The 23,182-nt window shown below is 51.4% G+C and carries 18 protein-coding genes; 15 read left to right on the top strand and 3 right to left on the bottom strand.

Features of this window, described 5'->3' with window-relative positions:
- Window positions 1-49: 49 nt before the first annotated feature.
- From BFJ94_RS15475 to BFJ94_RS15455, 6 genes are all read left to right on the top strand, one after another.
- A complete protein-coding gene (locus BFJ94_RS15475) occupies window positions 50-5,677 on the top strand; it encodes a 5'-nucleotidase C-terminal domain-containing protein (protein ID WP_240431915.1) in 5,628 nt (1,875 codons plus the stop codon).
- A 922-nt stretch (window positions 5,678-6,599) separates the two neighbouring features.
- Window positions 6,600-7,949, top strand: a complete 1,350-nt coding sequence (locus tag BFJ94_RS15470) for a cytochrome ubiquinol oxidase subunit I (RefSeq protein ID WP_120463464.1) — start codon at window positions 6,600-6,602, stop codon at window positions 7,947-7,949.
- Window positions 7,946-8,977: a cytochrome d ubiquinol oxidase subunit II gene (locus BFJ94_RS15465; protein WP_120463463.1), complete on the top strand. Its 1,032-nt coding sequence runs from the start codon at window positions 7,946-7,948 to the stop codon at window positions 8,975-8,977. The genes BFJ94_RS15470 and BFJ94_RS15465 overlap by 4 nt, the downstream gene beginning before the upstream one ends.
- Window positions 8,978-8,982: 5 nt before the next feature.
- Entirely contained in the window at window positions 8,983-9,084 is a 102-nt protein-coding gene (cydS, locus tag BFJ94_RS26325) for a cytochrome bd oxidase small subunit CydS family protein (RefSeq protein ID WP_438803723.1), read from the top strand.
- 113 nt (window positions 9,085-9,197) lie between these two features.
- Entirely contained in the window at window positions 9,198-10,148 is a 951-nt protein-coding gene (locus tag BFJ94_RS15460) for an MBL fold metallo-hydrolase (RefSeq protein WP_120463462.1), read from the top strand.
- Between the two features lie 130 nt (window positions 10,149-10,278).
- On the top strand, window positions 10,279-11,904 hold the full coding sequence (locus tag BFJ94_RS15455; RefSeq protein WP_120463461.1) for an ABC-F family ATP-binding cassette domain-containing protein: 1,626 nt from the start codon (window positions 10,279-10,281) through the stop codon (window positions 11,902-11,904).
- A gap of 82 nt (window positions 11,905-11,986) precedes the next feature.
- Here the strand turns inward: BFJ94_RS15455 and BFJ94_RS15450 are convergent, their stop codons facing one another.
- Window positions 11,987-12,172: a hypothetical protein gene (locus tag BFJ94_RS15450; RefSeq protein WP_120463460.1), complete on the bottom strand. Its 186-nt coding sequence runs from the start codon at window positions 12,170-12,172 to the stop codon at window positions 11,987-11,989.
- 257 nt (window positions 12,173-12,429) lie between these two features.
- Here BFJ94_RS15450 and BFJ94_RS15445 point away from each other — a divergent pair, with 257 nt between their 5' ends.
- From BFJ94_RS15445 to BFJ94_RS15430, 4 genes are all read left to right on the top strand, one after another.
- A complete protein-coding gene (locus BFJ94_RS15445) occupies window positions 12,430-13,329 on the top strand; it encodes a cation diffusion facilitator family transporter (protein ID WP_120463459.1) in 900 nt (299 codons plus the stop codon).
- A gap of 441 nt (window positions 13,330-13,770) precedes the next feature.
- Window positions 13,771-14,775, top strand: coding sequence for a C40 family peptidase (locus BFJ94_RS15440; RefSeq protein ID WP_120463458.1), 1,005 nt, complete (start codon window positions 13,771-13,773; stop codon window positions 14,773-14,775).
- Between the two features lie 102 nt (window positions 14,776-14,877).
- Window positions 14,878-15,450: a hypothetical protein gene (locus tag BFJ94_RS15435; RefSeq protein ID WP_120463457.1), complete on the top strand. Its 573-nt coding sequence runs from the start codon at window positions 14,878-14,880 to the stop codon at window positions 15,448-15,450.
- 129 nt (window positions 15,451-15,579) lie between these two features.
- Window positions 15,580-16,077: a DUF948 domain-containing protein gene (locus BFJ94_RS15430; protein WP_120463456.1), complete on the top strand. Its 498-nt coding sequence runs from the start codon at window positions 15,580-15,582 to the stop codon at window positions 16,075-16,077.
- A 100-nt stretch (window positions 16,078-16,177) separates the two neighbouring features.
- Here the strand turns inward: BFJ94_RS15430 and BFJ94_RS15425 are convergent, their stop codons facing one another.
- Complete coding sequence (locus BFJ94_RS15425; protein WP_120463455.1) at window positions 16,178-16,402, bottom strand: hypothetical protein; 225 nt, start codon at window positions 16,400-16,402, stop codon at window positions 16,178-16,180.
- Between the two features lie 193 nt (window positions 16,403-16,595).
- Here BFJ94_RS15425 and yyaC point away from each other — a divergent pair, with 193 nt between their 5' ends.
- The 5 genes from yyaC to BFJ94_RS15400 all read left to right on the top strand — a co-directional run bounded on the left by yyaC (window position 16,596) and on the right by BFJ94_RS15400 (window position 22,725).
- A complete protein-coding gene (yyaC, locus tag BFJ94_RS15420; RefSeq protein WP_120465265.1) occupies window positions 16,596-17,108 on the top strand; it encodes a spore protease YyaC in 513 nt (170 codons plus the stop codon).
- A gap of 34 nt (window positions 17,109-17,142) precedes the next feature.
- Window positions 17,143-17,931: an alpha/beta fold hydrolase gene (locus BFJ94_RS15415; RefSeq protein ID WP_120463454.1), complete on the top strand. Its 789-nt coding sequence runs from the start codon at window positions 17,143-17,145 to the stop codon at window positions 17,929-17,931.
- A gap of 100 nt (window positions 17,932-18,031) precedes the next feature.
- The gene (locus BFJ94_RS15410; protein ID WP_229717193.1) at window positions 18,032-18,679 is read left to right on the top strand and encodes a DUF6483 family protein; all 648 of its coding nucleotides are present in this window, start codon (window positions 18,032-18,034) and stop codon (window positions 18,677-18,679) included.
- Window positions 18,680-19,063: 384 nt separating this feature from the next.
- The gene (locus tag BFJ94_RS15405) at window positions 19,064-20,233 is read left to right on the top strand and encodes a class I SAM-dependent methyltransferase (RefSeq protein ID WP_120463453.1); all 1,170 of its coding nucleotides are present in this window, start codon (window positions 19,064-19,066) and stop codon (window positions 20,231-20,233) included.
- A 227-nt stretch (window positions 20,234-20,460) separates the two neighbouring features.
- Window positions 20,461-22,725 carry an O-antigen ligase family protein gene (locus tag BFJ94_RS15400; protein WP_120463452.1) on the top strand — a complete coding sequence of 755 codons (2,265 nt, stop codon included), beginning with the start codon at window positions 20,461-20,463 and terminating at the stop codon, window positions 22,723-22,725.
- On the opposite strand, the gene BFJ94_RS15395 is transcribed toward BFJ94_RS15400, so the two are convergent.
- The gene (locus BFJ94_RS15395) at window positions 22,722-23,039 is read right to left on the bottom strand and encodes a dehydrogenase (protein WP_120463451.1); all 318 of its coding nucleotides are present in this window, start codon (window positions 23,037-23,039) and stop codon (window positions 22,722-22,724) included. The two genes, BFJ94_RS15400 and BFJ94_RS15395, sit on opposite strands and share 4 nt — an antisense overlap.
- Between the last annotated feature and the right edge of the window lie 143 nt (window positions 23,040-23,182).

Here is a 23,182-nt window from a genome sequence, read left to right as displayed (position 1 = left end):
CACAATCCTTCCTATCAGTCCTATGCAAAAGGTACAAGCTTCACCTCAAATGGATCAAATTGAGATCGCCCAGGTGGGGGAAGTAACGGCTTCCCCGGAACCGAATGCCTGGCCAGCAGGGACAGAGATTACGCTGGCTCCTCCTTCAGTCAGTGCAGCTGTCTATGCGAATGTTAATTCGTTAGGCGAGACAGGCACAGAATTCCTGCCTGTAAATGGTCCAATCGTGCTGAATGAGCCGATTCAGATCGATGCCTATGCGAGCGTCGATGGTGTTAATGGGCCGACAGCTTCCTTCCAATATGACATTCTAACGGAGACTTCTGTTGCCGAAGCACGCAGCAAGGAAAGGACTGAGAATGCCTGGACGGAAGGGATTATCACCCATGTTGCAGGCCAAGAAACTTACATTCAAGATGATACAGCCGGCATCGTACTATACGGCTATTCGCTTGATGCAGGCGTGGGGGACCGGGTCAGCGTGGCCGGGGTCATGGAGATTTACAAAAATCTTCAGGAGCTTAAACCGCATCCTCTTCTGCCGGTTGAGGTAACAGGCAGAAATGTCGGACTTCCGCAGGCTATTCAAATTAGCGGAGCAGACCTGGCCGCAGATCATGGAGAAGCTTTTGAAGCAAGGCTTGTTTATCTGGAGGATATCTCTATTAAGTCTCTGAACCGGCCAGGGGAGTATACAGCCGTTCAGGGCGGAGATGAATTTATCATTTACTCCAGTTCACCTAAGCTGCAAGAGGGCAAAACCTTCAGCCGTGTGACGGGTGTGGTGAAGCAGTTTGGCAAGATTTATGAATTGATTCCGCTGAGTGATGAGGCTCTGATCGAGGAGCTATTCTCTGTAATCGCCAGTCCGGGATCAGGTCCAATCATTACAGGGAGTAAGGTTGTACTATCCAGCCCAACTCCGGATGCCAAGATCTATTACACCGTAGATGGAACGGAGCCTACGACGGCAAGCACACTTTATAGCGCGCCGATCCAGATAGATCACGATATCACCATCAAGGCGATCGCCGCCTCTGGCGCGGAAATAAGCCAAGTATTTGAGTTCGTCTATACAGCTACTGAACAGCCGCGGATCGCGGATATTCAGGGCGAAGGGCATATCTCTCCTTATAATGGCCAGATGGTGGAGAATATCGAGGGGGTTGTCACGCAATCCGGTTATACCTTCTCTAATGGAAAAACTAAAGGCTTCTACATCCAAGACCCTACCCCGGATGCAAATCCTAATACTTCGGATGCCATCTTCGTCTACACTACACGCAGCGAACAGCCTAAGGTGGGCGATCTTGTATCCGTTGATGGTAAAGTAGCCGAATATGACGAGGGAAATGCAAGTAATCTGACGTCTACGCAGATTGAGCTTCAAAATTATAGGGTCATCGATCAGAATCAGCCACTGCCAGAGCCGATCACACTTGGCAAGGGCGGTCGTCCAATCCCCACGTCGATTATTGACAATGACGGATTCGAGATCTTCGATCCAGAGGAAGACGCCATAGACTTCTATGAATCACTGGAAGGGATGCGGGTCAGACTTCCTGAGCCAACGATCATCAGTCCTTATTGGACGAGCAGCGGTACTTACAATATTGCCACTCGCGTTGAGAATGATGTTCCCGATGTGATCACACCGGCTGGTGGCCTGGTGCTGAAGGAACAAGGAAACTTCAACCCGCAGCGTCTCATTATTGCCTATGGAGATCCTGGCACAGAAGTGAGCACAGGTGATACATTCGCTGATGATGTGATCGGGGTTATCGGTTACAATAACGGGAATTTCAAAGTGATTCCAGAGAAAGATGGACTGCCTGATATCGAGAGTAGTTCCTTTGAGCAGGAAGTATCTACGATTGAAGTGAAGGATGATCAATTAAGAATAGCTACTTATAATATTGAGAATTTCAACCCGGGTGTAGGTTCCGCTAAAATCAACAAACTGGCGGAGTCCATCGTCCTCAATATGAAATCGCCAGATATTATCAGTCTGGTCGAAGTCCAGGACAATAATGGGCAAAAGGATGATGGTACAGTAGCGGCGGACCAGAGCTATCAAGCTCTGATCGATGCGATTCGTGCAGCTGGCGGCCCAACCTACAGCTTCACAGATATCGCGCCGGTCGATAATAGTGACGGCGGAGCGCCGGGGGGAAATATCCGGGTCGGCTTCCTCTACAATGCCGAGCGTGTCCAATTGTCGGACAGTGTGCAGGGCAAGAAGGGTTCTTCAACGGATGCGGTAGCTTATGATGCAGACAAGGATCAGCTGACCTTCAATCCGGGCCGGATCGAGCCGAACCATAGCGCATTTCATGAGTCACGTAAGCCGCTGGCAGCCCAGTTCGAGTTCCGCGGTGAGAAAGTGATCGTCATAGCGAATCACTTCAATTCGAAGTCGGGAGACCAGGGGCCGTTTGGCAGTACGCAGCCACCGGTGCTCGGCAGTGAGGCCCAGCGCCATCAGATAGCTGCTGTCGTCAATGGATTCGTCAAGGATGTGCTGAAGGGGAATCCGCAGTCGAATATCATCGTGACAGGCGATTTGAATGATTTTCAATTTACAGACACGGCGCAGATTCTGAAAGGAAATGAACTGGACAATCTGATCGAGACTCTGCCGTTGGAAGAGCAATACACATACACCTATGATGGCAACTCGCAGGTACTTGATCATATTCTGGTTAGCAAGAATCTGACTCGGGCGGCTAAGGTCGATGTCGTCCATCTCAATGCGGATTTCTCACCTACGAAAGGCCGCGTGTCCGACCATGACCCGGTCGTGGCCCGGATCGATCTGCAGCCGCAGAAGGTAGATGGGTTCCCGCTGACGATTCTGCATACGAATGACACGCATGCCCATCTGGATACCGTAAGTGCGCCAGATAATATTGCAAGGCGGGTCGCCGCCATTCGTGAACAGAAGGTAAGCGCAGTCAACCCGCTGCTTCTGGATGCAGGGGATGTATTCTCCGGTACGCTGTACTTCAATAAATATTTTGGATTGGCGGATCTGGAGTTTATGAATCTGGTTGAATATGATGGGATGACCTTCGGCAACCATGAGTTTGATAAAGGCTCGGAGGTGCTGAACGAATTCATAGAGCATGCCGACTTCCCGTTCATATCCTCGAATGTGAATTTCTCAGCAGATCCTTTGTTAAAGGGGAAATTCAAGGACGAAATCTCGCGGAAGCCGGAAGCCGGTAGCGTCTATCCAGCGGTAATTATGGAAGTGGACGGTCAACAGGTTGGCCTGTTCGGTCTGACGACGGAGGATACGGCCAATATTTCATCGCCAGGCTTGGTTACATTCGATGATGCGGTACAGAAAGCCAAAGATACCGTCGCCATGCTGCGAAGTGAAGGGGTCAATAAAATCATCGCCATAACGCATCTCGGCTATGATGTGGATGTCAAGCTGGCTCAAGCGGTCGACGGGATTGATATTGTCGTAGGCGGTCACAGTCATACTAAGCTGGATCAGGCGGTCGTGGACCGCAGCGGCAGTGAGCCGAAGCTGATCGTGCAGACTGGTGAGAAGGGGCAATTCCTCGGCAGGCTCGAAGTGGTCTTTGACGACGAAGGCGTGCTCCAGGATTGGGACAGCCGCCTGATCTCTATTGACGAGAAGGACGCGAATGGGAAGTATGTCATCCAGCCGGATCCGGAAGCGCTGGAGATTCTGAATACGAAATACAAACCAGGCATTGAAGAGCTGAAGCAGATCGAGGTCGGTCTGACCGAAGTAATGCTGAACGGGGTGCGCGCCGATGTGCGGACGAAGGAGACCAATCTCGGGAACCTGATTGCCGACGGTATGCTCGATGCAGCCCGGGCAGCAGGGACGGATGCCGTGATCGCCTTACAGAACGGGGGAGGTATCCGCGAATCCATCGCTGCTGGTAAAATTACGATGGGTGACGTGATGACGGTCCTACCATTCAATAATGATCTGGTCACCATTACGCTGACAGGCAAAGAAATCAAGGAAGCCATGGAGAATGGCGTGTCCAAGATTCCTGCTCAGGATGGACGTTTCCCGCATATTGCCGGAATGAAGTTCTACTATGACTCTACCAAGAAGGAAGGAGAGCGGGTCCTCCGTATCGAGGTGAAGGGCAAGAACGGCTATGAGCCGCTGAACCCGGACAAGTCGTACGAGGTAGCTACGAATGTGTTCACGGCGAAGGGCGGCGACTTCTATAGCTCGCTCGAAAAGGCGTACCAGGAGGGACGTGTCAACCTGCTCTATCTGCCAGACTACGAGGTTTTCTCAGAATATGTGAAAAAGGTAGGTACGATTACGGATAAAACTTCGGCTGTAGAAGGTCGAATTATCGACTTGAAGGGGGCGCCGCTTCCGGGAGAGCCAGGGCAGCCTGGAGAACCAGGAGGAAGCAGCCCAGGAGGCACATCGGGCAGTTCGAGTGGATCGAGTTCAACAGGCTCGAACAAGCCTGCAGAGCCTAAAGCACCGACAGAACCGGGGAAAATTGAGGTGCAGCTTCAAGTTAAGCAAGGCGAGGCGACTGGCTCCGTGACGGCCGAGGCGATGAAGGCCGCGTTGAAGCAGCCTACTGGCGGCAAGATTACAATTGAAGCAGTCAGTAAAGAGTCGTATCAGTCCGCTGCGATTACTGTAGATAACGTTGCGCTTCAAGCTTGGCTTGCTCAGGCAGATGCCCGGGTACTGAATGTCGTAACGTCCTACGGAAGCTATGCTCTGCCACAGAAGGAAGTCGATCTTCAAGCTTTGGCGAAGCAGGTAGGCTCAGATACTACTAATGCCGACATTCAGCTGATGATTAAGCTGGCTGTGGATGCGGATGCTATCGCAGCGGCGAAAGCCCAAGGCTATCGCGCCCTGCAAGCGGTGAATTTCGCTGTAACCGCTCAGGCAGGCAATGGCAAGACAGTATCTCTCAGTGAATATAGCTCTTACGTGCAAAGATCAATCAACTTGGATAAGCTGGATTCAGCGGCTTCGCTTGCAGTGGTTCGCTTGGATGGCAATAGCTATACGCCAGTGCCGTTCAAGGTCGATGGTCAGCGGATTGATATCTACAGTAAGCTGAACGGGACTTATCTGATCCTCCAGAACCCGGTCACCTTCGAGGATATCGCTTCCCATTGGTCCAAGGCGGATATTGAATCTCTAGCTGCCAAGATGATCGTAACCGGGCGCGCACAGCAGAACTATGCACCGAATGCTCCGGTGACCCGTGCCGAATTCGCGGCGCTGATCGTCAGGACGCTGGGATTGCCAGCCACAGCCGGGGCAAACTCCTTCCAGGACGTATCGGCATCCGACTGGCATGCCAGTAAGGTCCAAGCGGCCGTGAAAGCCGGAATTATCAGCGGATATGCGGACGGTACATTCCGTCCGGATCAGATGATTACCCGTGAAGAGATGGCCGTAATGGCATTCAAGGCGCTGGAATACGCCGGATACCAGCATGGTACTGCTTCGCCAGCTGAGTTCGTCGATGGAGCCACTACCGGCGCATGGGCGCAAGCTGCGGTGCAGACCTTGAAAGGGCTCGGCATCGTAAGAGGCGACAGCCGCAACCATTTCGCACCGAAGGCGAATGCGACAAGGGCCGAGAGCGCCGCTATGCTAAACCGCATGCTTGAGAAACTGACGTACGAAAAATAAGGATATAAAGTGGAACAGCCCTTGGGATATTCGTGGATATCCCAGGGCTGTTTTTTTGTCGCTGTCTTTTGAGTTATCTGCGGAACAAATCGCGCCAGTTTAATTGCATATCATACACTTAGTTTTGAGATTGAGTGGGGATTCGCTTTTTTAGCTGTATTTTGTACATTTAGAATCTCCCATTTGTCACGGATCAAGAGGAACCGTTATTTAACTGTACTTTTTGCAATTAAAGTGAAGCCAGAGCCTATTATATGAGATTTTAGTTGTACTTTATACAGGTATTATACTCCCAATGAGGCTAGATACGGCGGTGCTCTCAGGTACTTTCACACGATAAGTGCATATGTGCAACTATATTGGCACCTTAAGCCCTTCATAGAGAAAATAGCTGCTTTTATACATCTATTTGGGAGTATTTTCCACATTTGAGGCTTCGAATAAGGAAATAGTTGTGTTTTTTCAGTTATTTTCTAATTTCAAGCTCATTTGTCCGAGATAAGTGTATTTCTGCAACTATTACTGCAACTATGAATCAAATGCGAATATGAGTGCGGCGTGAGGATGCATAAGAGACCTCAATTCCCTCACCCTAAGGAATAAAAAGGAACGGGCAAGACACAATAAGCCCATGGAAATTTAAGGGGGCGATGGGCATTGAGTTCGAAAAGACAGGAGAAAAAGCTGGCGCTGCTCAGCCTCGTGATTGCGGTCATTATGCTGTATGCCTTCATCAAGAGCCTGCTTAGGTTTCTGAACTATTACTAAAAGCCACTGGCGGCATGTAGAGTAGATATGGATACGGATAACGGAAACTGATGGGGGTTCGGCATCGCCATATTGCTCGTCATTACCATATCGCTCGCCATCACCAGACTGCAGGTTTCAACCTGATCACTATGTTCAACTAGAGAGGAAGATCATCATGTCCTATGATCCGGTCACGCTCAGCCGTATGCTTACCGGACTGACCCTGTTCGTACATATCGTGTTTGCTTCGCTTGGCGTCGGCGTTCCGCTGATCATTGCCCTGGCGGAGTGGAGGGGGATTCAGACGAAGGACCCCCATTATTCCCTGCTGGCCCGCAGATGGGCGCGCGGCTTCGTGATCACCGTGGCCGTCGGGGTCGTTACCGGGACGTCGATCGGGCTCCAGCTTAGTCTACTCTGGCCGACCTTTATGCGCGTGGCCGGACATGCTATCGCTCTGCCGCTCTTTATGGAGACCTTCGCTTTTTTCGTAGAGGCGATCTTTCTCGGAATCTATCTGTACACCTGGGATCGCTTCAAGCGCCCGATGCTGCATTTACTGCTGCTGATTCCCGTAGCGATCGGCTCATCCACCTCGGCCTTTTTTATCACCACGCTGAATGCATTTATGAATACACCGCAGGGCTTTACGCTGAAGAATGGAGTATTCACCGACGTGCATCCGTTGATCGCCATGTTCAATCCGGCTACCCCGACCAAGGTATCGCATGTACTGGCCTCTTCCTATACGGTAAGTGCTTGTGTGTTGGCAGGGATCGCGGCCTATAGCTTGCTGATGGGACGTAAGGAAATCTACTTCAAAAAAGCGTTGAAGCTAACGGTAATATCCGCCTTCATATTTGCCCTGTCTACAGCGATTATCGGGGACTTCTCCGGTAAATTCCTGGCCAAGTATCAGCCGGAGAAGCTCGCCGCCGCCGAATGGCATTTCGAGACGAGAACGGAGGCGCCATTAATATTTGGCGGGGTGCTGGATCAGAACAATGAGGTGAAATATGGTCTTGAGATCCCTTATGCCCTCAGCATACTGGCTGGGAACAAACCGAGCACGAAAGTGATTGGACTCAATGAATTTCCGGAGGATGAGCGGCCCCCGCTATTCATTCACTATCTGTTCGATTTGAAGGTGGCGATCGGTATGCTGCTCGTCCTGATTCCGTTCCTATATCTGATCAGACGCATGCTGCCGGGCAATCGGCAGGGGGGCTATCCGAAATGGCTGCTGCTAGGAATCATGCTGCTCGGCCCTCTGTCTATAGTGGCGATTGAACTGGGCTGGCTATTCGCCGAATTCGGCCGTCAGCCCTGGATTGTGCGCGGTTATATGAAGGTAGGGGACGCGGCTACGACTTCGAACCATGTCGGCGCTATGCTGCTCATGTTCGCGGTTCTGTATATCGTGCTATGCAGTTCATGCGTCATCGTATTAGCCCGATTGTTCCGCAACAAGGATGTAGCTGATGAAATGCGGGAGCTAGGCATGAAGGAGGACGTTAGATGAGCTATGAATTACTGGGCATCACAGTGCTATGGACCTTTCTATTCGGATACTTGATCGTCGCCTCCGTAGATTTCGGGGCGGGCTTCTTCAGCTATTACAGTGTAATCACCGGAAAACAGAATAAAGTACACAGCATCATCCAGCGCTATCTGTCTCCGGTATGGGAAGTGACGAATGTGTTTCTGATCTTTTTCGTCGTCGGACTGGTCGGTTTCTTTCCCGACTCGGCTTATTATTATGGCACAGCGCTACTCATCCCCGGCAGTTTGGTGACGGTGCTGCTTGCTCTTAGAGGGGCTTATTACGCATATAACACCTATGGGAGCAGTAAGGAAGATAATAAAATATATATAGCTATCTATGGCGCGACCGGCCTGCTGATCCCTGCGGCGCTCTCTACGATTCTGGCCATTTCCGAAGGTGGCATCATTACCGAGATAAATGGTCAAGTCAATCTGAATTGGGGCTCCTTCTTCAGCAATCCGTATACCTGGTCGGTCATCATCCTGGCCCTCGTGTCTGTACTCTATATCTCGGCGATGTTCCTGGCTTACTATGCTGATAAAGCGGGGGATCGTCCGGCCTTCGAGGTGCTGCGCGGCTATGCGCTCTGGTGGAGCGGGCCGACGATTCTCGCCTGCGTGTTCGCCTTCTTCCAGATCAATCGGCAGAATCCCGAGCATTTCCGCAATATGCTGACGATCGCCTGGGCGTTTATCCTCTCACTGATCTGCTTCCTGATCGCTGTCTACCTAGTCTGGAAGCGGAGAAGGCTTGGCGTAAGCTTTATCCTCGTCATGCTGCAATTCGGTTTCGCCTGGTACGGCTATGGGCATTCCCATCTGCCATATATTCTATATAAGCAGGTCAGCATCCATGAGAGCTTCACGAACGAGACGATGGCCGTAGCGCTGATCATTGTCTTTATCGCCGGCTTGTTCGTGCTGATTCCCTCGCTGATCATCCTGCTGCGCTTGTTCCTGTTTGACGCCAAATATGTTCGCGGCAGCTCGCCGAAGAAAGGATAGCAAAGATGGAGAAATTTATTATTTTCATAGCTCCTGAGCTGGTTATCGTGCTTGCCGTCGCTTTTCTCTTCCTGTATTCTTTTCGTTATCAAGACCCTTCGGACTGAAGTTTTCTATTTGGAATGCGGGGATAGTTGTTTTACAATGGGGATAACAATGCAGGTAGACTTGAATGGGTTCTCAGAGAATGAAGGGGACTGGAAGGAGGAGCCACCACAAGATGGCAAGGCAGCGTTATAGCAATTTGGATGATATCAAGACAGACAGGACGCTTAAGCAGTTCAAGCAGTGGCGTGACGAGCGCCGCAGAAAAAAGAAGGATTATTCATATGTTATTCCCAATTTCCCCCCTGATCTTGATTTTCTCAAGGAGAACCGTACTGAGCTATCTGTCACCTGGATTGGTCATGCGACCTTCCTGATTCAATATGCAGGCTTGAATGTGATCACTGACCCGGTGTGGGCCAAGCGGATGGGATTTCAGCGCAGATTAGGGACACCCGGGATACCGCTGGACGAGGTGCCGGAGATCGATGTGATTCTCCTCTCCCATTCCCATTATGACCATATGCATATGGCTTCGCTCCGCAAATTGTATGGAAGTAATACTATGATGGTCGTTCCGATCGGGCTTAAGCGCAAGATGCTGCGCAAGGGTTTCGCGCGTGTCTATGAGCTTGGCTGGTGGGAGCATCTGGAGTTTGATAGCGTGAAAATAAGCTTCGTGCCAACCCAGCATTGGACGCGCCGCACACCCTGGGATACGAACACATCACATTGGGGCGGATTCGTCCTCGAGCTATGCGGTGAGACGGCGGAGGCGAGGGCACAGAAGCATCCGGTTGTCTATTTTGCCGGCGATAGCGGATATTTCCGGGGCTTCGCAGAGATTGGCCAGCGCTTCGAGATCGATATCGCCCTCTTGCCGATCGGCGCTTATGAGCCGGAATGGTTCATGACGCCCCAGCATACGACGCCGGAGGAGGCGCTGCAGGCGTTCGAGGACGTCAGAGCGAAGCTGATGGTGCCGATGCATTACGGTACGTTCCGGCTGGCGGATGACACAGCGCGCGAGGCGCTGGACCGGCTTGAAGCAGACCGGACGCGCCGCGGCATACCAGAGGAGAAGATTCGCGTGTTGCAGCATGGAGAGACATTAAGGTGGCCGTAAAGAGCGGTTGCCTTATTTTTTTGCCGCCTTTCGCAGCCATTCCCGTACTGTATCTCTCAACTTATGTAAGGAACTATGTTATAATGTTGAACCAGTAGTGTCATTATTTAAAAAGGATGGTAATGCCTAAATGATAAGTACCAGCGGTGTAACGCTCCGTTACGGAAAACGAGCACTTTTTGAGGATGTAAATATAAAATTCACGGCAGGCAACTGCTATGGTCTGATCGGTGCGAACGGGGCGGGTAAATCAACGTTCCTGAAGATCCTGTCCGGCGAAATTGAGCCGAATCAGGGCGAAGTGTTCATGACGCCGAATGAGCGGATGGCGGTCCTCAAGCAGAACCATTATGAATATGATGAGTTCGCTGTATTGGAGACTGTGATTATGGGGCATGAACGCCTCTATTCGATTATGAAGGAGAAGGATGCCCTGTATGCGAAGGCAGATTTCTCTGAAGAAGACGGAATGCGAGCCGGCGAACTGGAAGGTGAATTTGCCGAACTGAACGGCTGGGATGCTGAACCGGATGCGGCTGCCTTGCTCATCGGTCTCGGTATTCCACGTGAAATGCATGATAAGAAAATGTCGGAGCTCAGCGGGAATGAGAAGGTCCGCGTACTCCTGGCTCAAGCGTTGTTCGGACGCCCGAATAATCTGCTGCTTGACGAGCCTACTAACCATTTGGACTTGGAATCGATTCAGTGGCTGGAGAATTTCTTGATGGATTATGAAGGTACCGTTATCGTGGTATCCCATGACCGTCACTTCCTGAACAAAGTATGTACGCATATTGCCGATATCGACTTCGGTAAGATCCAGCTCTATGTCGGCAACTACGACTTCTGGTATGAATCAAGCCAGCTCGCGCAGCAGCTGCAACGCGACGCGAACAAGAAGAAGGAAGAGAAGATCAAAGAGCTGCAAGCCTTTATTCAGCGCTTCTCGGCGAATGCCTCGAAATCGAAGCAGGCGACTTCCCGTAAGAAGCAGCTCGACAAAATTACACTCGATGACATCCGTCCTTCGAACCGTAAATATCCGTTCCTGCACTTTAAGGGGGAACGTGAGGCAGGCAAACAACTGCTTACGGTGGATAGCCTTACGAAGACCGTCGAAGGCGAGAAGATGCTGGACAATGTCAACTTCGTCGTAAATAAAGGCGACAAGATCGCATTTGTCGGACCAAATGGTCTGCCGAAGACGACCCTGTTCCAAGTGCTTATGGGCGAGCTTGAACCGGATTCCGGCGAATACAGCTGGGGCGTAACGACATCTCAGGCCTATTTCCCTAAGGATAACTCCAGCTATTTCGACGGTGTCGATTTGAACCTGGTCGATTGGTTGCGTCAATATTCCAATGATCAGGATGAGACCTTCCTGCGCGGCTTCCTCGGTCGCATGCTCTTCTCCGGTGAGGAGGCGCTCAAGAAGGCTTCGGTATTGTCCGGGGGCGAGAAGGTGCGCTGCATGCTGGCCAAGATGATGCTGAACGGTGCTAACGTGCTGCTGTTCGACGAGCCGACCAACCACCTTGACTTGGAATCGATCACAGCGCTGAATAACGGATTGATTGATTTTGACGGAACGATTCTGTTCACTTCCCATGACCATCAATTCATCCAGACGATTGCCAATCGCATTATCGAGATTACACCAAACGGAATTATCGATCGTGTGATGAGCTATGATGAGTATCTGGAGAGCGAAGAGATTCAAGCGCTACGCAAGAGCATGTATCCTGAAGAGGAGTAATCTAATATATCCAAAAGAAAGAGCCGCAACCGTCTTTAATAGACAGGGAAGCGGCTCTTTTTTTATGCGGAGTGGAGCTTTCTTATGACCCGCCGGTACGGCGGCGCTGATTGTTAGGCTTCTTGTTGTTTTGGCTTTTGAGTGTCTTTATTTGATTGGCATTTTTGGCCCCTGGCTTATTGGCCGCCTGTTGCTCCTTTTTCTGCTGCAATCTCTGCCGCATCGCTTCGGCCAAATCAATTTTTCGCGACTCCTTATTTTCTGTCATCGATATCATCTCCTCTGATCAAGAACAAGCATGCTCTTATTTTATACGTTTTAAAAAACAAGGACAACGGGAATGATGATTTAAGTTGAAAAGTACAGTAAACAGGGGGGAGCAGGTAACCTTCGAGAAATTCCGCTGAACTTTACTTGGTACAACACTGTTTCTCTAGACCCACACGATTTTCATCTGGTACGATGTAGTAGCCATTTAGATAATATTGTTATTTATTGCAAGGAAGTAGTGTGGAGGTGTGGAGCTTGAATGTATATGAAGATATACGCAAGGGTGAACGCGGGGCTTGGGTAAGCATCGCTGCCTACGTTATATTGTCTACTTTTAAGCTGATTAGTGGTTACCTGTTCGCTTCGAGCGCGCTGCTCGCAGACGGATTTAATAATTTGACAGATATCGTAGCTTCGCTCGCCGTATTGATCGGTTTGCGGATTTCTCAGAAACCGCCGGATTCCGATCATGCTTACGGACATTTTCGCGCGGAGACCGTGGCGGCGCTGATAGCGTCTTTTATTATGGCGATGGTCGGGATTCAGGTCATTATCGGGGCTATTAGTTCCTTGTTTGCCGGGCATGAGACGAAGCCGGATCTATGGTCGGCGGCGATAGCGATCATCTGTGCAGTGGTGATGGGCGGCGTATATTTATTCAACCGCGGGCTGGCTCAGCAAATTAATAATCAGGCTTTGATGGCTGCTGCCAAGGACAATCTGTCTGACGCTCTGGTCAGTGTCGGTGCAGCGGTGGGGATCATCGGGGCGCAATTCGGCCTGCCATGGCTGGATATTGTAGCCGCTCTGGCTGTCGGGGTCTTAATCTGCAAGACCGCTTGGGACATCTTCCGCGATTCAACCTATCGGTTAACGGACGGCTTCGACGAGGAGCAGCTCGGAGATTTGCGCGGGACGATCTCGCGGATTCCCGGAGTAGAGCGGATTAAGGATTTGAAGGCGCGCGTACATGGCAACCATGTGCTCGTCGATGTCGTGATCGAGGTCGATCCGCAGCTAACTGTCCTGGAAGGTCATAAAATCTGTGACACGGTGGAAGAACGGATGAGCCGGATCAAGAATGTGATGCATGTCCATGTTCATGTGGAGCCTAAGGAAGACAGGGAAGAGAAGGACGAAACAGCGGATCGATAAAGCTGCATGGCAGATAAGCGATGAGACTGTTTTAAAATAAGGGTCGAGTTCAGGGTGGGGGTGCACCTGAGCCCGACCCTTTTCTGTTCTCTCGCGTCCCGCTTGATTTCTAACGAAACGTGGTATCGCTATTTACGCCAAAAAGATCCTTCGGAAATCGTAACGAAACAGGGTATCGTTATTGAGGCAAATCAAGGGCTTAAAGGCTGTATTTTGTCTGAATAACGATATGGTGTTTCGTTAGAGTTATCGTGCGTGGGTAATATGTCCTTGTTCTTGTGGAAGGTAGCTAGGTATTTGGTCGTGAAGTTCCTGGATAACACGAAAATCGACGGATTTAGACAAAATTCGATAAGGGATATAATGGGGACAAGTCCAGAGTAAGGTGAAGTTAGATAATAATCATCTAAAGAATCCAATATTATCCACAAGGAGGCAACTATGAAACGCAGCACGACTATCCTGGTACTAAGCGCAATTTTATTGACTACCTCATTTGCAGCTACGGCAGAGCAGAACCGTGCGTTGGCCGCTACAGCTACAGCCCAGACAGCGACCAAGGCACAAATCGTAAGCAGTGTGAATCTTCGTGACAAGCCTTCCACCTCCGGCAAAATTATCGAGCTGGTGAAGAAGGGGGCGACCGTGACTATTTTGGAGAATAGCAACAGCTATTTCTATAAGGTCAAGACCTCAGACGGGAAAACAGGCTATGTCAGTTCATCCAGTAAATATATTTCTGTTGGCAGCGGAAATGCTGCATCAGAGCAGACGAGCGCGAGTGTAATCTATGGTGTGAACTTGCGTACCGCCCCATCCACCTCTACCGGCAAAATCATCACTATGCTCAAGAAGGGAACAGTGGTGACGATTCTGGAGAAGAGCGGCGATTTCTACAAGATCAAAACTGCTGGCGGGCAGGTTGGCTATGTAAGCAGCTCCAGTAAATATTTGCAGCTGAAGGGGAATGGCTCAAGCTCTAACGAGGGGTCGACCAGCTCTAATCAGACGAAAATTGCCAAGGTGATCAGTACGGGCAAGAAGTATCTGGGCACGCCATACGAGTATGGCTCGGACCGGAATACAACGAAGACCTTCGATTGTTCCGATTTTGTCAGACAAGCTTATAAGGAAGCGCTGGGGATTACCCTTCCGAGTGATTCACGCAAGCAAGGGACATGGGTGAAGGATAACGGAACCGCGAAGTCCAGCATCAGCAGCTTGAAGGCGGGGGATCTTGTCTTCTTTATGAGCTACAAAGGCTCCTCGGAATCGGCATATAAAAATGTGGACAAGAGCAAGGAGACGATTACTCATGTGGCTCTCTACCTCGGTAACGGGGAGATGCTGCATACCTATTCCCAAGCTTCTGGCGGAGTTCGGATTGATAAGCTTGACGGCGCCTGGAAGTTCCGTTTCCTGTTCGGAGGAAGCGTGCTGAAATAAGCAGTTACCCCCTTTAATAGCTGTCGGGATATTTCCCGGCGGCTATTTATTTGTAGTATAATCCTGATTATAAATTCATCGTTAGAAAGAGGAGCTTCAAAGATGCGTAAGAGCAGATTTATCATAGGCGGTATCTTGATTTTTCTAGTCGTTATCATTATTGCGGCAGTGCTGTATGTCAGACCATCGCGTACACTGGACATGCAATACTCTGAAGTGGATTGGAAGGACAAGCTGAGTCAAATGGTCAGCAATCGGAATACCGAGCTTATTCTCTCGGAAAGTGATATTAATAATCTGGCCAAACGGGGGATTACCGAATATATAGCCGAGCATGAACTACCGATAGAGGTGACAGGAGCCGAGTTCAGTCTGGACGGGAATCAGGTGACCGCGAATCTGAACGGCGCCTGGAAATTCCTCGATATTGGGGCTGAGGTACATTATCAGATCCATTATTCCAATGGAGTTCTGGCACTGCAGCCAGATTCCGTGAAGGTGCGCCATATTTCCATTCCACCGCAGCAGTTCGGATTGGAGCCGATGCATGTTGATGTCGCTAGCTACCTCCCGCAGGGAGTTACGATCGATGAGGTTGATTTTCCTGGTAAAATAGTGCGTATCAAGTTCTCCTTCGATTGGCTTGAGCTTATTAATTCTCTTCGACCCGCTTAAAAGAAAATTCACGAGATTGTTCTCCTCTTCATAGTAAAATAATGTATAGTGTTATGTGAGAGTCCGATGTGGGCTCTCGGAACTCATACATATTGAAGGAGTTCATCCGTCGGAAAGTGAGGTTGAGAGATGATCTGGCAAATTAGCGTTGCTCTGATCGCAGTGGCCTTCGTCGTTCTGGTTATCTTCTTGATTAGGACGCTGCAATCGGCGCAGCGATCATTGAATCAGACAACGGAGACATTGCAGGAGATCAAACAGACAGTTAACGAGCTCAGTACGGAAGTTAAAGGCGTAGTCAGGCAGGCTAACGATCTTACAGGCGATCTGCAGCACAAGATGGATCAATTAGATCCTGTTCTGGAGTCCGTCAAAAATGTCGGAGAGGTTCTGACAGAGGTTACGCTGGCCACCAAGCAGGTGTCGACGGCTCTGTTCGACAGAATGAAGAGAGCGCCCCGAGTTGCGAAGAGATCGAAGCAAGCGAGAGAGGTGGCTCCAGCGCCTGCTGCTGCACCGGCCGCAGAAGCGGCACCCGCTCTGCCCGCAGGTTCAGCGGATAAGCCGCCGGGCTGGGTGAAATGGATAGATGTCGCCGCCAGCGTCTGGCAGAAGTATCGTTCCTGATATAGATCTATAAGAACAGCTCCGATCGCTCACCTTAATTAAGGCGGGATCGGAGCTGCTTTTGTGATGGTGAGAGCGTCTGGACGTTGATTTATATTGCCTATTGCTCCGGGTCTTGTTTTAGCCCGTGCTGTTCATCTTCATAGCTTGTCTTCATTTGTTCCATATCCTCTCCAAGCTGGACAAGATCCTCCATATCATTGACCATGGACCCGTTCTCGGCCTCTTCAACAGACTTATGCTCGGGATATTCTCCTTCTGCCGCATTGACGATCTGTTTCATCACATACTCCCCTTGCCAATCTTCCGCAGTCTTGTCTCGCATGTGAATTCCTCCTTCATAAGAATGAATGATCGTAACCTCCTTATTATTTCTGCCCTGTTCATCCGGTTGCTTATTCGGGAAGGCTGGAATTAGCCTTATTTGTGTTTTGCGGTTCAAGAGCGGGTAATGTACAATCAGTGTAAGTCGGTAGGAGATAGGGGGGCGGAGCGTGGGACGCAGTGGTTCATTGGAAATGTCAGTCCTGGAAACGGAGCGAAGAAGAATTGCTGGCGGCGAGTTGGTTGATTTTTTTCGGGAGATTCACAGACGGCATGAAGAGGAGAAGATCACCTTCCTATGTATAGGAACGGATCGCTCTACAGGTGATGCGCTCGGTCCGCTAGTCGGCTCTCGACTTGAGGAACATGGTTTCGCGCATGTGGTCGGAACCTTGGAGTATCCTTGCGATGCTGATAATTTGGAACAGCGATTGGCTGCTATTCCGGCGGATCATATTATTATAGCGATAGATGCCAGCTTGGGCGCCTCCACCTCGGTGGGGAACTATCTTGTATCCGCTCAGCCGCTGTTTCCAGCCCAATCGGTAGGCCATTCGCTGCCAGCGGCAGGGCATTACAGCGTAGCCGGGGTCGTTAATGTGAAGGGGCCGAAGCCGTATTGGACACTGCAAATGACCTCATTATATAAGGTGATGCAGATGGCGGAGGAGATTACAGCCGCTATCCTCATGGCGTTTAAGTCATGAGCGCTATGATTATACAATAGAGAGGGGATTTATTATGGCAAGCATATCAGCAAATGGAATAAGCGTAGCATATCAGGAGCAAGGACAGGGGCAGACGATCGTATTGCTGCACGGTTTCTGTGGTAGCTCGGGCTATTGGGAGAAACTTGCGCCACGATTATCCCCGGAGTATCATATCGTCATGCCCGACCTGCGTGGACATGGCGGATCTGAAGCCCCAGCTGGCCCGTATACCATTGAACAAATGGCCGAAGATATCGCTGCCTTGATGGAACAGATGGGAGTTGCGAAATATACGCTTCTGGGTCACTCACTAGGGGGTTATATCACTCTGGCTTTGGCGGAGCGTTATTCCTCCCGCTTGAACGGATTTGGGCTGATTCATTCTACCCCGTACCCGGATAGCGCAGAAGGGAAGGAGAAGCGGCTGAAGGCAGTGGACAAGATCCGTGATGAAGGGATCGAGACCTTTGTAGACGGACTAGTGCCAGGGCTGTTCGCCCCGGATCTGCGGCAAGCGATGGAGCAAGAGATTGAGCATGCCAAGCAGCTCGGTTATCGTACTCCGCCTCAGGGAGCGCAGGGCGCGTCTCTGGCTATGCGTGAGCGCGGAGATCGCCGTGAGGTTCTCTCCGGGTCTTCGTTGCCGATTCTGCTGGTGGCCGGGGAGAATGATGCGGTTATTCCCGCAGAGCGCACCTTTACGACCGAGGGGAATCATGTCACGAAGACGATCATTAAGGGCGCTGGCCATATGAGCATGTACGAAGCGCCTGAACAACTGGCCGCGGTTATTCGCGATTTCATGAGAAGCTTGGCGTAGCACATGGATAGGCTGGCGATGTCGATTTTGTCGGCTGTAAGTACATGATTTATGATAGAAAAGTATTTTCCGGATCGATTGTCCGGGGAAGGGAATAAATATGGTGCTGAGGAAGGATTATCTGGTCCGCATGATTGAAGAAATGGTGGATGTCATCTTCCAAGTATTCGGTTTGAAGCAGCAAAATAAGCTGATCGAAGCGTTATGGAAGCTGGATGATCTGTATAGAGAGCAGTTCGGGCTAAATTCGCGGATGATCGGCTCGCTCTCGGCTCGGGATATTGTCGAGATATTCCGCACCGGTGGGAAGGTGGAGGCGGATAAGCTGCAGAGCCTGGCCCGCCTGCTGCAGGAGGAAGGGGATATATATATCGCCCAGGGCCGACAGGATGAGGGGATATTCCGGCTTATGAAGTCCCTCCATCTCTATTTGGCGGCAGACCTGCATGGTGCGGATCATTCGCTATGGGATCTGGAGACCGAGACCGACAAGCTGCTGGCGCGGCTGCGCCAGTATCGCCTTCCAGCAGACACCGAGCATTTACTCCTGGACTATGAAGAAGCACATGGACGCTTCGACAAGGCCGAGGACGCATTATATCGTCTGCTTGAGCTGGAGGCGATCTCCAAGGAGCAGGCGGTCGCCTTCTATGAGCGGCTGCTGCAGTATGATCCAGAGCGTCTCAGCCAGGGCGGTCTTCCCTTGGATGAGGTCCGCGAAGGGCTGGCCGAAGTACAGAGACGGTAGTAGGGAGTAGTATAAATATAAATACATTTTATTAGTGCTGTTGAGAGTCCGGCGGGGCATAGTGGAAATCTCTGCAAAACCGAAAACCGGATGAAATCACGTAGAGTTCGGCGAAATCGGGGCGATCTGAGGAGTTTGGGAGCGTTTTGTGAGATGCACAGAAGGTACTCTGCAGGTACTCAGCGAAAATTCCTGCAGAAATGCAGGCTTTCGCCCTATTTTGTCCGGAATCAGGCTCATTCGTAGGAAAAACCTGCATTTTCGCAGAAATTTATGGTTTCGGAGCGGAATATCTGTGAAATTCCTGCATTTTTGCAGGCTTTTTCCGAGGTCGGGTTCTCAACAGCCTGTATATTTGGAATGAAAGTGAGCTGTTACTGATCCATGGAAGCATTGAGAAATCTTATACACCAAATTGCGCAAGAGGGCAGCTTGATTACTGCGACGCTGAGCCAGCGGCGAAAGCCTGGTGAGACGGAATACAGCAAGGTTACGATCAAGCCCGCAATGTTGAAGCAGCGACTGCATTATCAGTTCACTTATTACTATAGCAACAAGGTGACCCATGAGAATATACCGGCTGAACAGTGGCCGGAGCAGATGATGAAGCTGTTCGAAGAGACCTTCCGGCAAGGGCTGCTCTGTACAGAGGCCGCTGATTATCAGGTCTTGATCAGCAAGAAATACAAAGTGTCGATTTTGACGAAATCGCCTAGCAAGAAGCCGGGATCACTGCTTCATAATCGGCGCAAAGAATATATTTTGGAGGAAGGACGGCCTGTTCCTTTTCTGGTCGCACTTGGCATCATGACCCCGGAAGGGAAGGTGCTGGCTAAGAAGTACGATAAATTCAGGCAGATCAATCGCTTTCTGGAGATGGTTCAGGACGTTATCCCTCATCTGCCAGAAGATCGTCCGCTTACGATTGTGGATTTTGGCTGTGGCAAATCCTATCTGACATTTGCTCTCTATCATTATCTGACGGTAGAACAGCGCAGACAATTGAAGGTTGTCGGGCTTGACCTGAAAGCGGATGTGATCGAGTATTGCAGCATGCTGGCGGATAAGCTGGAGTATCATGATTTGCGCTTCCTCGTAGGCGATATTGCCGAATATGATGAATTAAGCAAGGTAGATATGGTGGTTACGCTGCATGCCTGTGATACGGCGACCGACGCTGCTTTGGAGAAAGCGGTCCGTTGGGGGGCATCCGTAATTCTGTCTGTGCCTTGCTGCCAGCATGAACTGTTCGGGCAGGTTGAGAATCAGGTGATGGAGCCGCTGCTCGCTCACGGCATATTGAAGGAACGCTTCTCCGCCCTGGCTACAGATGCGATCCGGGCCAAGCTGCTCGATATTCTCGGGTACAAGACGCAGCTCCTTGAATTCATCGATATGGAGCATACGCCGAAGAATATTCTGATCCGTGCGGTGAAATCTCCGGGAGGAAATATCGAACCGCTATGGCGTGAATACACGGCTTTCCGCGATTTCCTTAATGCTTCTCCGTACCTGGAGAAGGCGTGTCAGGATTTGCTGCCGACCGAGAAGTAAGTGTTTGGGCTGGTCTTGCTAATTGTTTTTGGCAGAGGGAGTAGAGTTAGAAAGGGAACGCTTGAATTTGAATAAGTAATTTGCTGCGGCGGATTGTAGTTTGTTAAGGTAGTTTGAGGTCAACACTAGAGGTGTTGGCCTTTTTTGTATGGTTGGAATATTGGTGGGGGGAATCCGTGGGTTGGATGCGTTCGGTTTGAGGGGCATAGGAAGGGAGGAGAAGGAGGATGCGAAGGCTGCCAGATAATGTGATGTTCAGCAGAATGTCTGAGAGTTCGCTGCATGACGGCGGTCGGCTGAACCACGAAGAATGGAAGCATGCTGATCTCAGGATAGGCAGACCAAGCCAGCGCTTAACACTGCCCGGCTTGTTTATTGTTGGAACAGTTCTATTAACATGCCTGAATCAAGGGATGTTCTTCAAGGGGAGTTTTTTATCCTTAGGCTTGATGTCGGTATGGTTTCTTAGCGCCTTGATTGTAACGATCAGTCAACTATGGAGGTCTCGAACAAGTGTGATGCCCCGCTTCTCTCGGCTGGAACGCTCCTCAATTCTACAATTATGGATTGTGACTGGACCATTTGCGATCGCAGCACTATACAGTCTACATTTGCTCCTGTCTAATAGATTATCAATACAGGCAACGCTAGTTTCTACGCTGGAATGGCTGTTCTACGCTCTACTTGGGCTCTCATTATATCGGCTGAACCAGACGGAGAGAGGCAGGTGGATGATCGGCCTAAGCTACTCCATAGTTATATGGTTGTTAACTCTTTCTGCGCTCGCTTCAATATATGGACTTCTGCCTATACCTCATGCGATATTGCACACAGGGGATAGTGAGATCAGCGCAACAGGAGCGAGATTGGGAGGATTGCTGCAGTATCCGAACACTTTTGGGGCGGTGATGGCTGCGTTGTTGATGGAGCGATTGCTGTTCACGGTGCGCCGTTCCGGCTCTGACTTCACGCGGGTAGCGGGCTGGAGGGGCTATTGGAATGGCGCGCAGGTGCTACTGCTATCGCTCTGCCTGCTGCTGGCGGAGTCGCGCGGCGCGTACATGGCCGGCGCGGTCGGCTGGGCAGCAGGCTGGTTGCTGCTGCGCGGTGCGGAGCGCAGCAGGTACGTGCAGCTAAGCGGCGTATCCCTCGCCGCCGCTGCGCTGCTTGCCCGCCAGTTGAGCGCAGCGCAACTGGCGCCGTCCCCGCTGCCCGGACTGCTGCTGCTAGCCGCCGTAATGGCGGCTGCGCTGGCGCTGTCCGGGCGTGCCCTCCGCGGCGGGCGGGCGCAGAGCCCCGCCGCCGCCGGGGCGGCAGGGAAGAGCGCCCGAGCCGGGATCAAGGCCCTGTGGATCACGGGCCTGGGCCTGACTCTGGCGCTCCCCCTGCTGCTGGCGCGCGGACTACGCTTCGCTACGCTGTCCGCGCGCTGGAGCATGTATGCCGACGCATGGAAGCTCTTCCTGCGCTCGCCCTGGATCGGACAGGGCGGCGACAGCTGGAAGCTAGCTTTCCGCAGCACCCAGAGCCAGCCTTATGTCGGCAGTGAGGTCCATAGCGGCTTCATCGACTTCGCGCTCGACTTGGGGCTTGCCGGGCTGCTGATTCTATGCCTCTGGCTTGGGGCGCTCGCCTGGCGCCTGCTCCATACACGACGACTGCTACTACCGCCCTTTATCATACTGACCCTACATAGCATCATCGATTTTGATATGAGCTACGGCCTCTTTTGGGTGCTAATTCTAATGCTGACCACCGCAACGATTACACCTTTACCTTCATGTGAACCTGGACAGTTTCAGCATCGCAAGGCAATCTCTGCGCCCGTGCCCGAATCCGTAGCAGTCAATCGCCTGCGCCTGCCTGTCCGCCGCTCGAGCCATTTAATCAGGCCAGCTTCGCGCCTGGCCGTGACCGCATTGCTTGCCGTCCTAATGCTGACGGCAAGCTTGACTGGCCTGCGCCTGGCGGCAGGCCAGCTGCTGCTCGCGCGCGCCGAAGCGACAGCAGGGCCAGCCCAGGCCCTGCTGCTGCAGCGATCGCTTGCCGCATCGCCTGCCAATACGGCCGCCCGCCTTGCTCTGGCGGCCCGGTCTCTCCCGCATCAAGCCGCCCTGCTCCTACAGCAGGGACTGCACTATGAACGGGAGAATCCCGAACTGCTGGCTGCGCTGGGCAGAGCAACAGCGCAGCGCGGAGACCTGACCGCCCTCTCGGCCTTGCAGAGGGCAGTAGCCCTGGACCGCTTCAATCGAGCGGTCCAGACAGAAGCGCTGCAGGAAATATATCAGCTTGCCAGAGTCCTAAGAGAGGATAAGAGGACGATGGAAGCTAGAATGGCCGCAGCGACAGGGTATGCCCTTTATCGCGATTATGCCAGCTTAGCTGAGCAGGCTGCCAGTCATCCTGCATGGCGCAATGATCGCCAATTCAGATTAACCTTAGCAGCTAGAATCAGAGGCCAGGAACTATATGAGTTTGCTGCGGACTAACCTCCAAATGCCTGCCGGAAAGCTCGTTTCAGATTATTCTGATCGACCTGCCATAGCTCCGCCAGCTCTTCGCTGACCGCCTCATCCCACCAATCGGCCAGCGCCTTGCGATTGCTGCTCTGCTCAGCGATCCAGAGCAGGTTTTCGATCACTTTCCTGTAGTACAGGGTCTCTCCCTCGGCGATTTTCTCCTGCGGGATATAGATGTCCAGTCTTTTTACCGTTCTATATAGCTCCTTGCTGCAGCCCCGGCGAATTTTCCGCGGCGTTGGCAGAGAGGTGCTATGTTTTTGTTTTCCGGGAGAATCTTTCATAGGTATAGGCCTCCTTCTCCCACAACATATGCGTCATTGGTGGCAAGCGACACCGACGCGAAGCGGTTGAAGGGGTGAAGTAGAATGCATGTCCCCGCCTATGATAGAATAGATTAGAAAAAAAGGACATGTTAGGAGAGGGA

The sequence above is a fragment of the Paenibacillus aceti genome (genome assembly GCF_003614185.1).
Taxonomy (GTDB): domain Bacteria; phylum Bacillota; class Bacilli; order Paenibacillales; family Paenibacillaceae; genus Fontibacillus; species Fontibacillus aceti.
This window is presented reverse-complemented; position numbering and strand designations above follow the sequence as displayed.

Coding starts and splice junctions, on each gene's coding strand:
- BFJ94_RS15475 (WP_240431915.1), top strand. CDS start 50: ATGGATCAAATTGAGATCGCCCAGGTGGGGGAAGTAACGGCTTCCCCG.
- BFJ94_RS15465 (WP_120463463.1), top strand. CDS start 7,946: ATGAGCTATGAATTACTGGGCATCACAGTGCTATGGACCTTTCTATTC.
- cydS (WP_438803723.1), top strand. CDS start 8,983: ATGGAGAAATTTATTATTTTCATAGCTCCTGAGCTGGTTATCGTGCTT.
- BFJ94_RS15460 (WP_120463462.1), top strand. CDS start 9,198: ATGGCAAGGCAGCGTTATAGCAATTTGGATGATATCAAGACAGACAGG.
- BFJ94_RS15455 (WP_120463461.1), top strand. CDS start 10,279: ATGATAAGTACCAGCGGTGTAACGCTCCGTTACGGAAAACGAGCACTT.
- BFJ94_RS15450 (WP_120463460.1), bottom strand. CDS start 12,172: ATGACAGAAAATAAGGAGTCGCGAAAAATTGATTTGGCCGAAGCGATG.
- BFJ94_RS15440 (WP_120463458.1), top strand. CDS start 13,771: ATGAAACGCAGCACGACTATCCTGGTACTAAGCGCAATTTTATTGACT.
- BFJ94_RS15435 (WP_120463457.1), top strand. CDS start 14,878: ATGCGTAAGAGCAGATTTATCATAGGCGGTATCTTGATTTTTCTAGTC.
- BFJ94_RS15430 (WP_120463456.1), top strand. CDS start 15,580: ATGATCTGGCAAATTAGCGTTGCTCTGATCGCAGTGGCCTTCGTCGTT.
- BFJ94_RS15425 (WP_120463455.1), bottom strand. CDS start 16,402: ATGCGAGACAAGACTGCGGAAGATTGGCAAGGGGAGTATGTGATGAAA.
- yyaC (WP_120465265.1), top strand. CDS start 16,596: ATGTCAGTCCTGGAAACGGAGCGAAGAAGAATTGCTGGCGGCGAGTTG.
- BFJ94_RS15415 (WP_120463454.1), top strand. CDS start 17,143: ATGGCAAGCATATCAGCAAATGGAATAAGCGTAGCATATCAGGAGCAA.
- BFJ94_RS15410 (WP_229717193.1), top strand. CDS start 18,032: ATGGTGCTGAGGAAGGATTATCTGGTCCGCATGATTGAAGAAATGGTG.
- BFJ94_RS15405 (WP_120463453.1), top strand. CDS start 19,064: ATGGAAGCATTGAGAAATCTTATACACCAAATTGCGCAAGAGGGCAGC.
- BFJ94_RS15400 (WP_120463452.1), top strand. CDS start 20,461: ATGCGAAGGCTGCCAGATAATGTGATGTTCAGCAGAATGTCTGAGAGT.
- BFJ94_RS15395 (WP_120463451.1), bottom strand. CDS start 23,039: ATGAAAGATTCTCCCGGAAAACAAAAACATAGCACCTCTCTGCCAACG.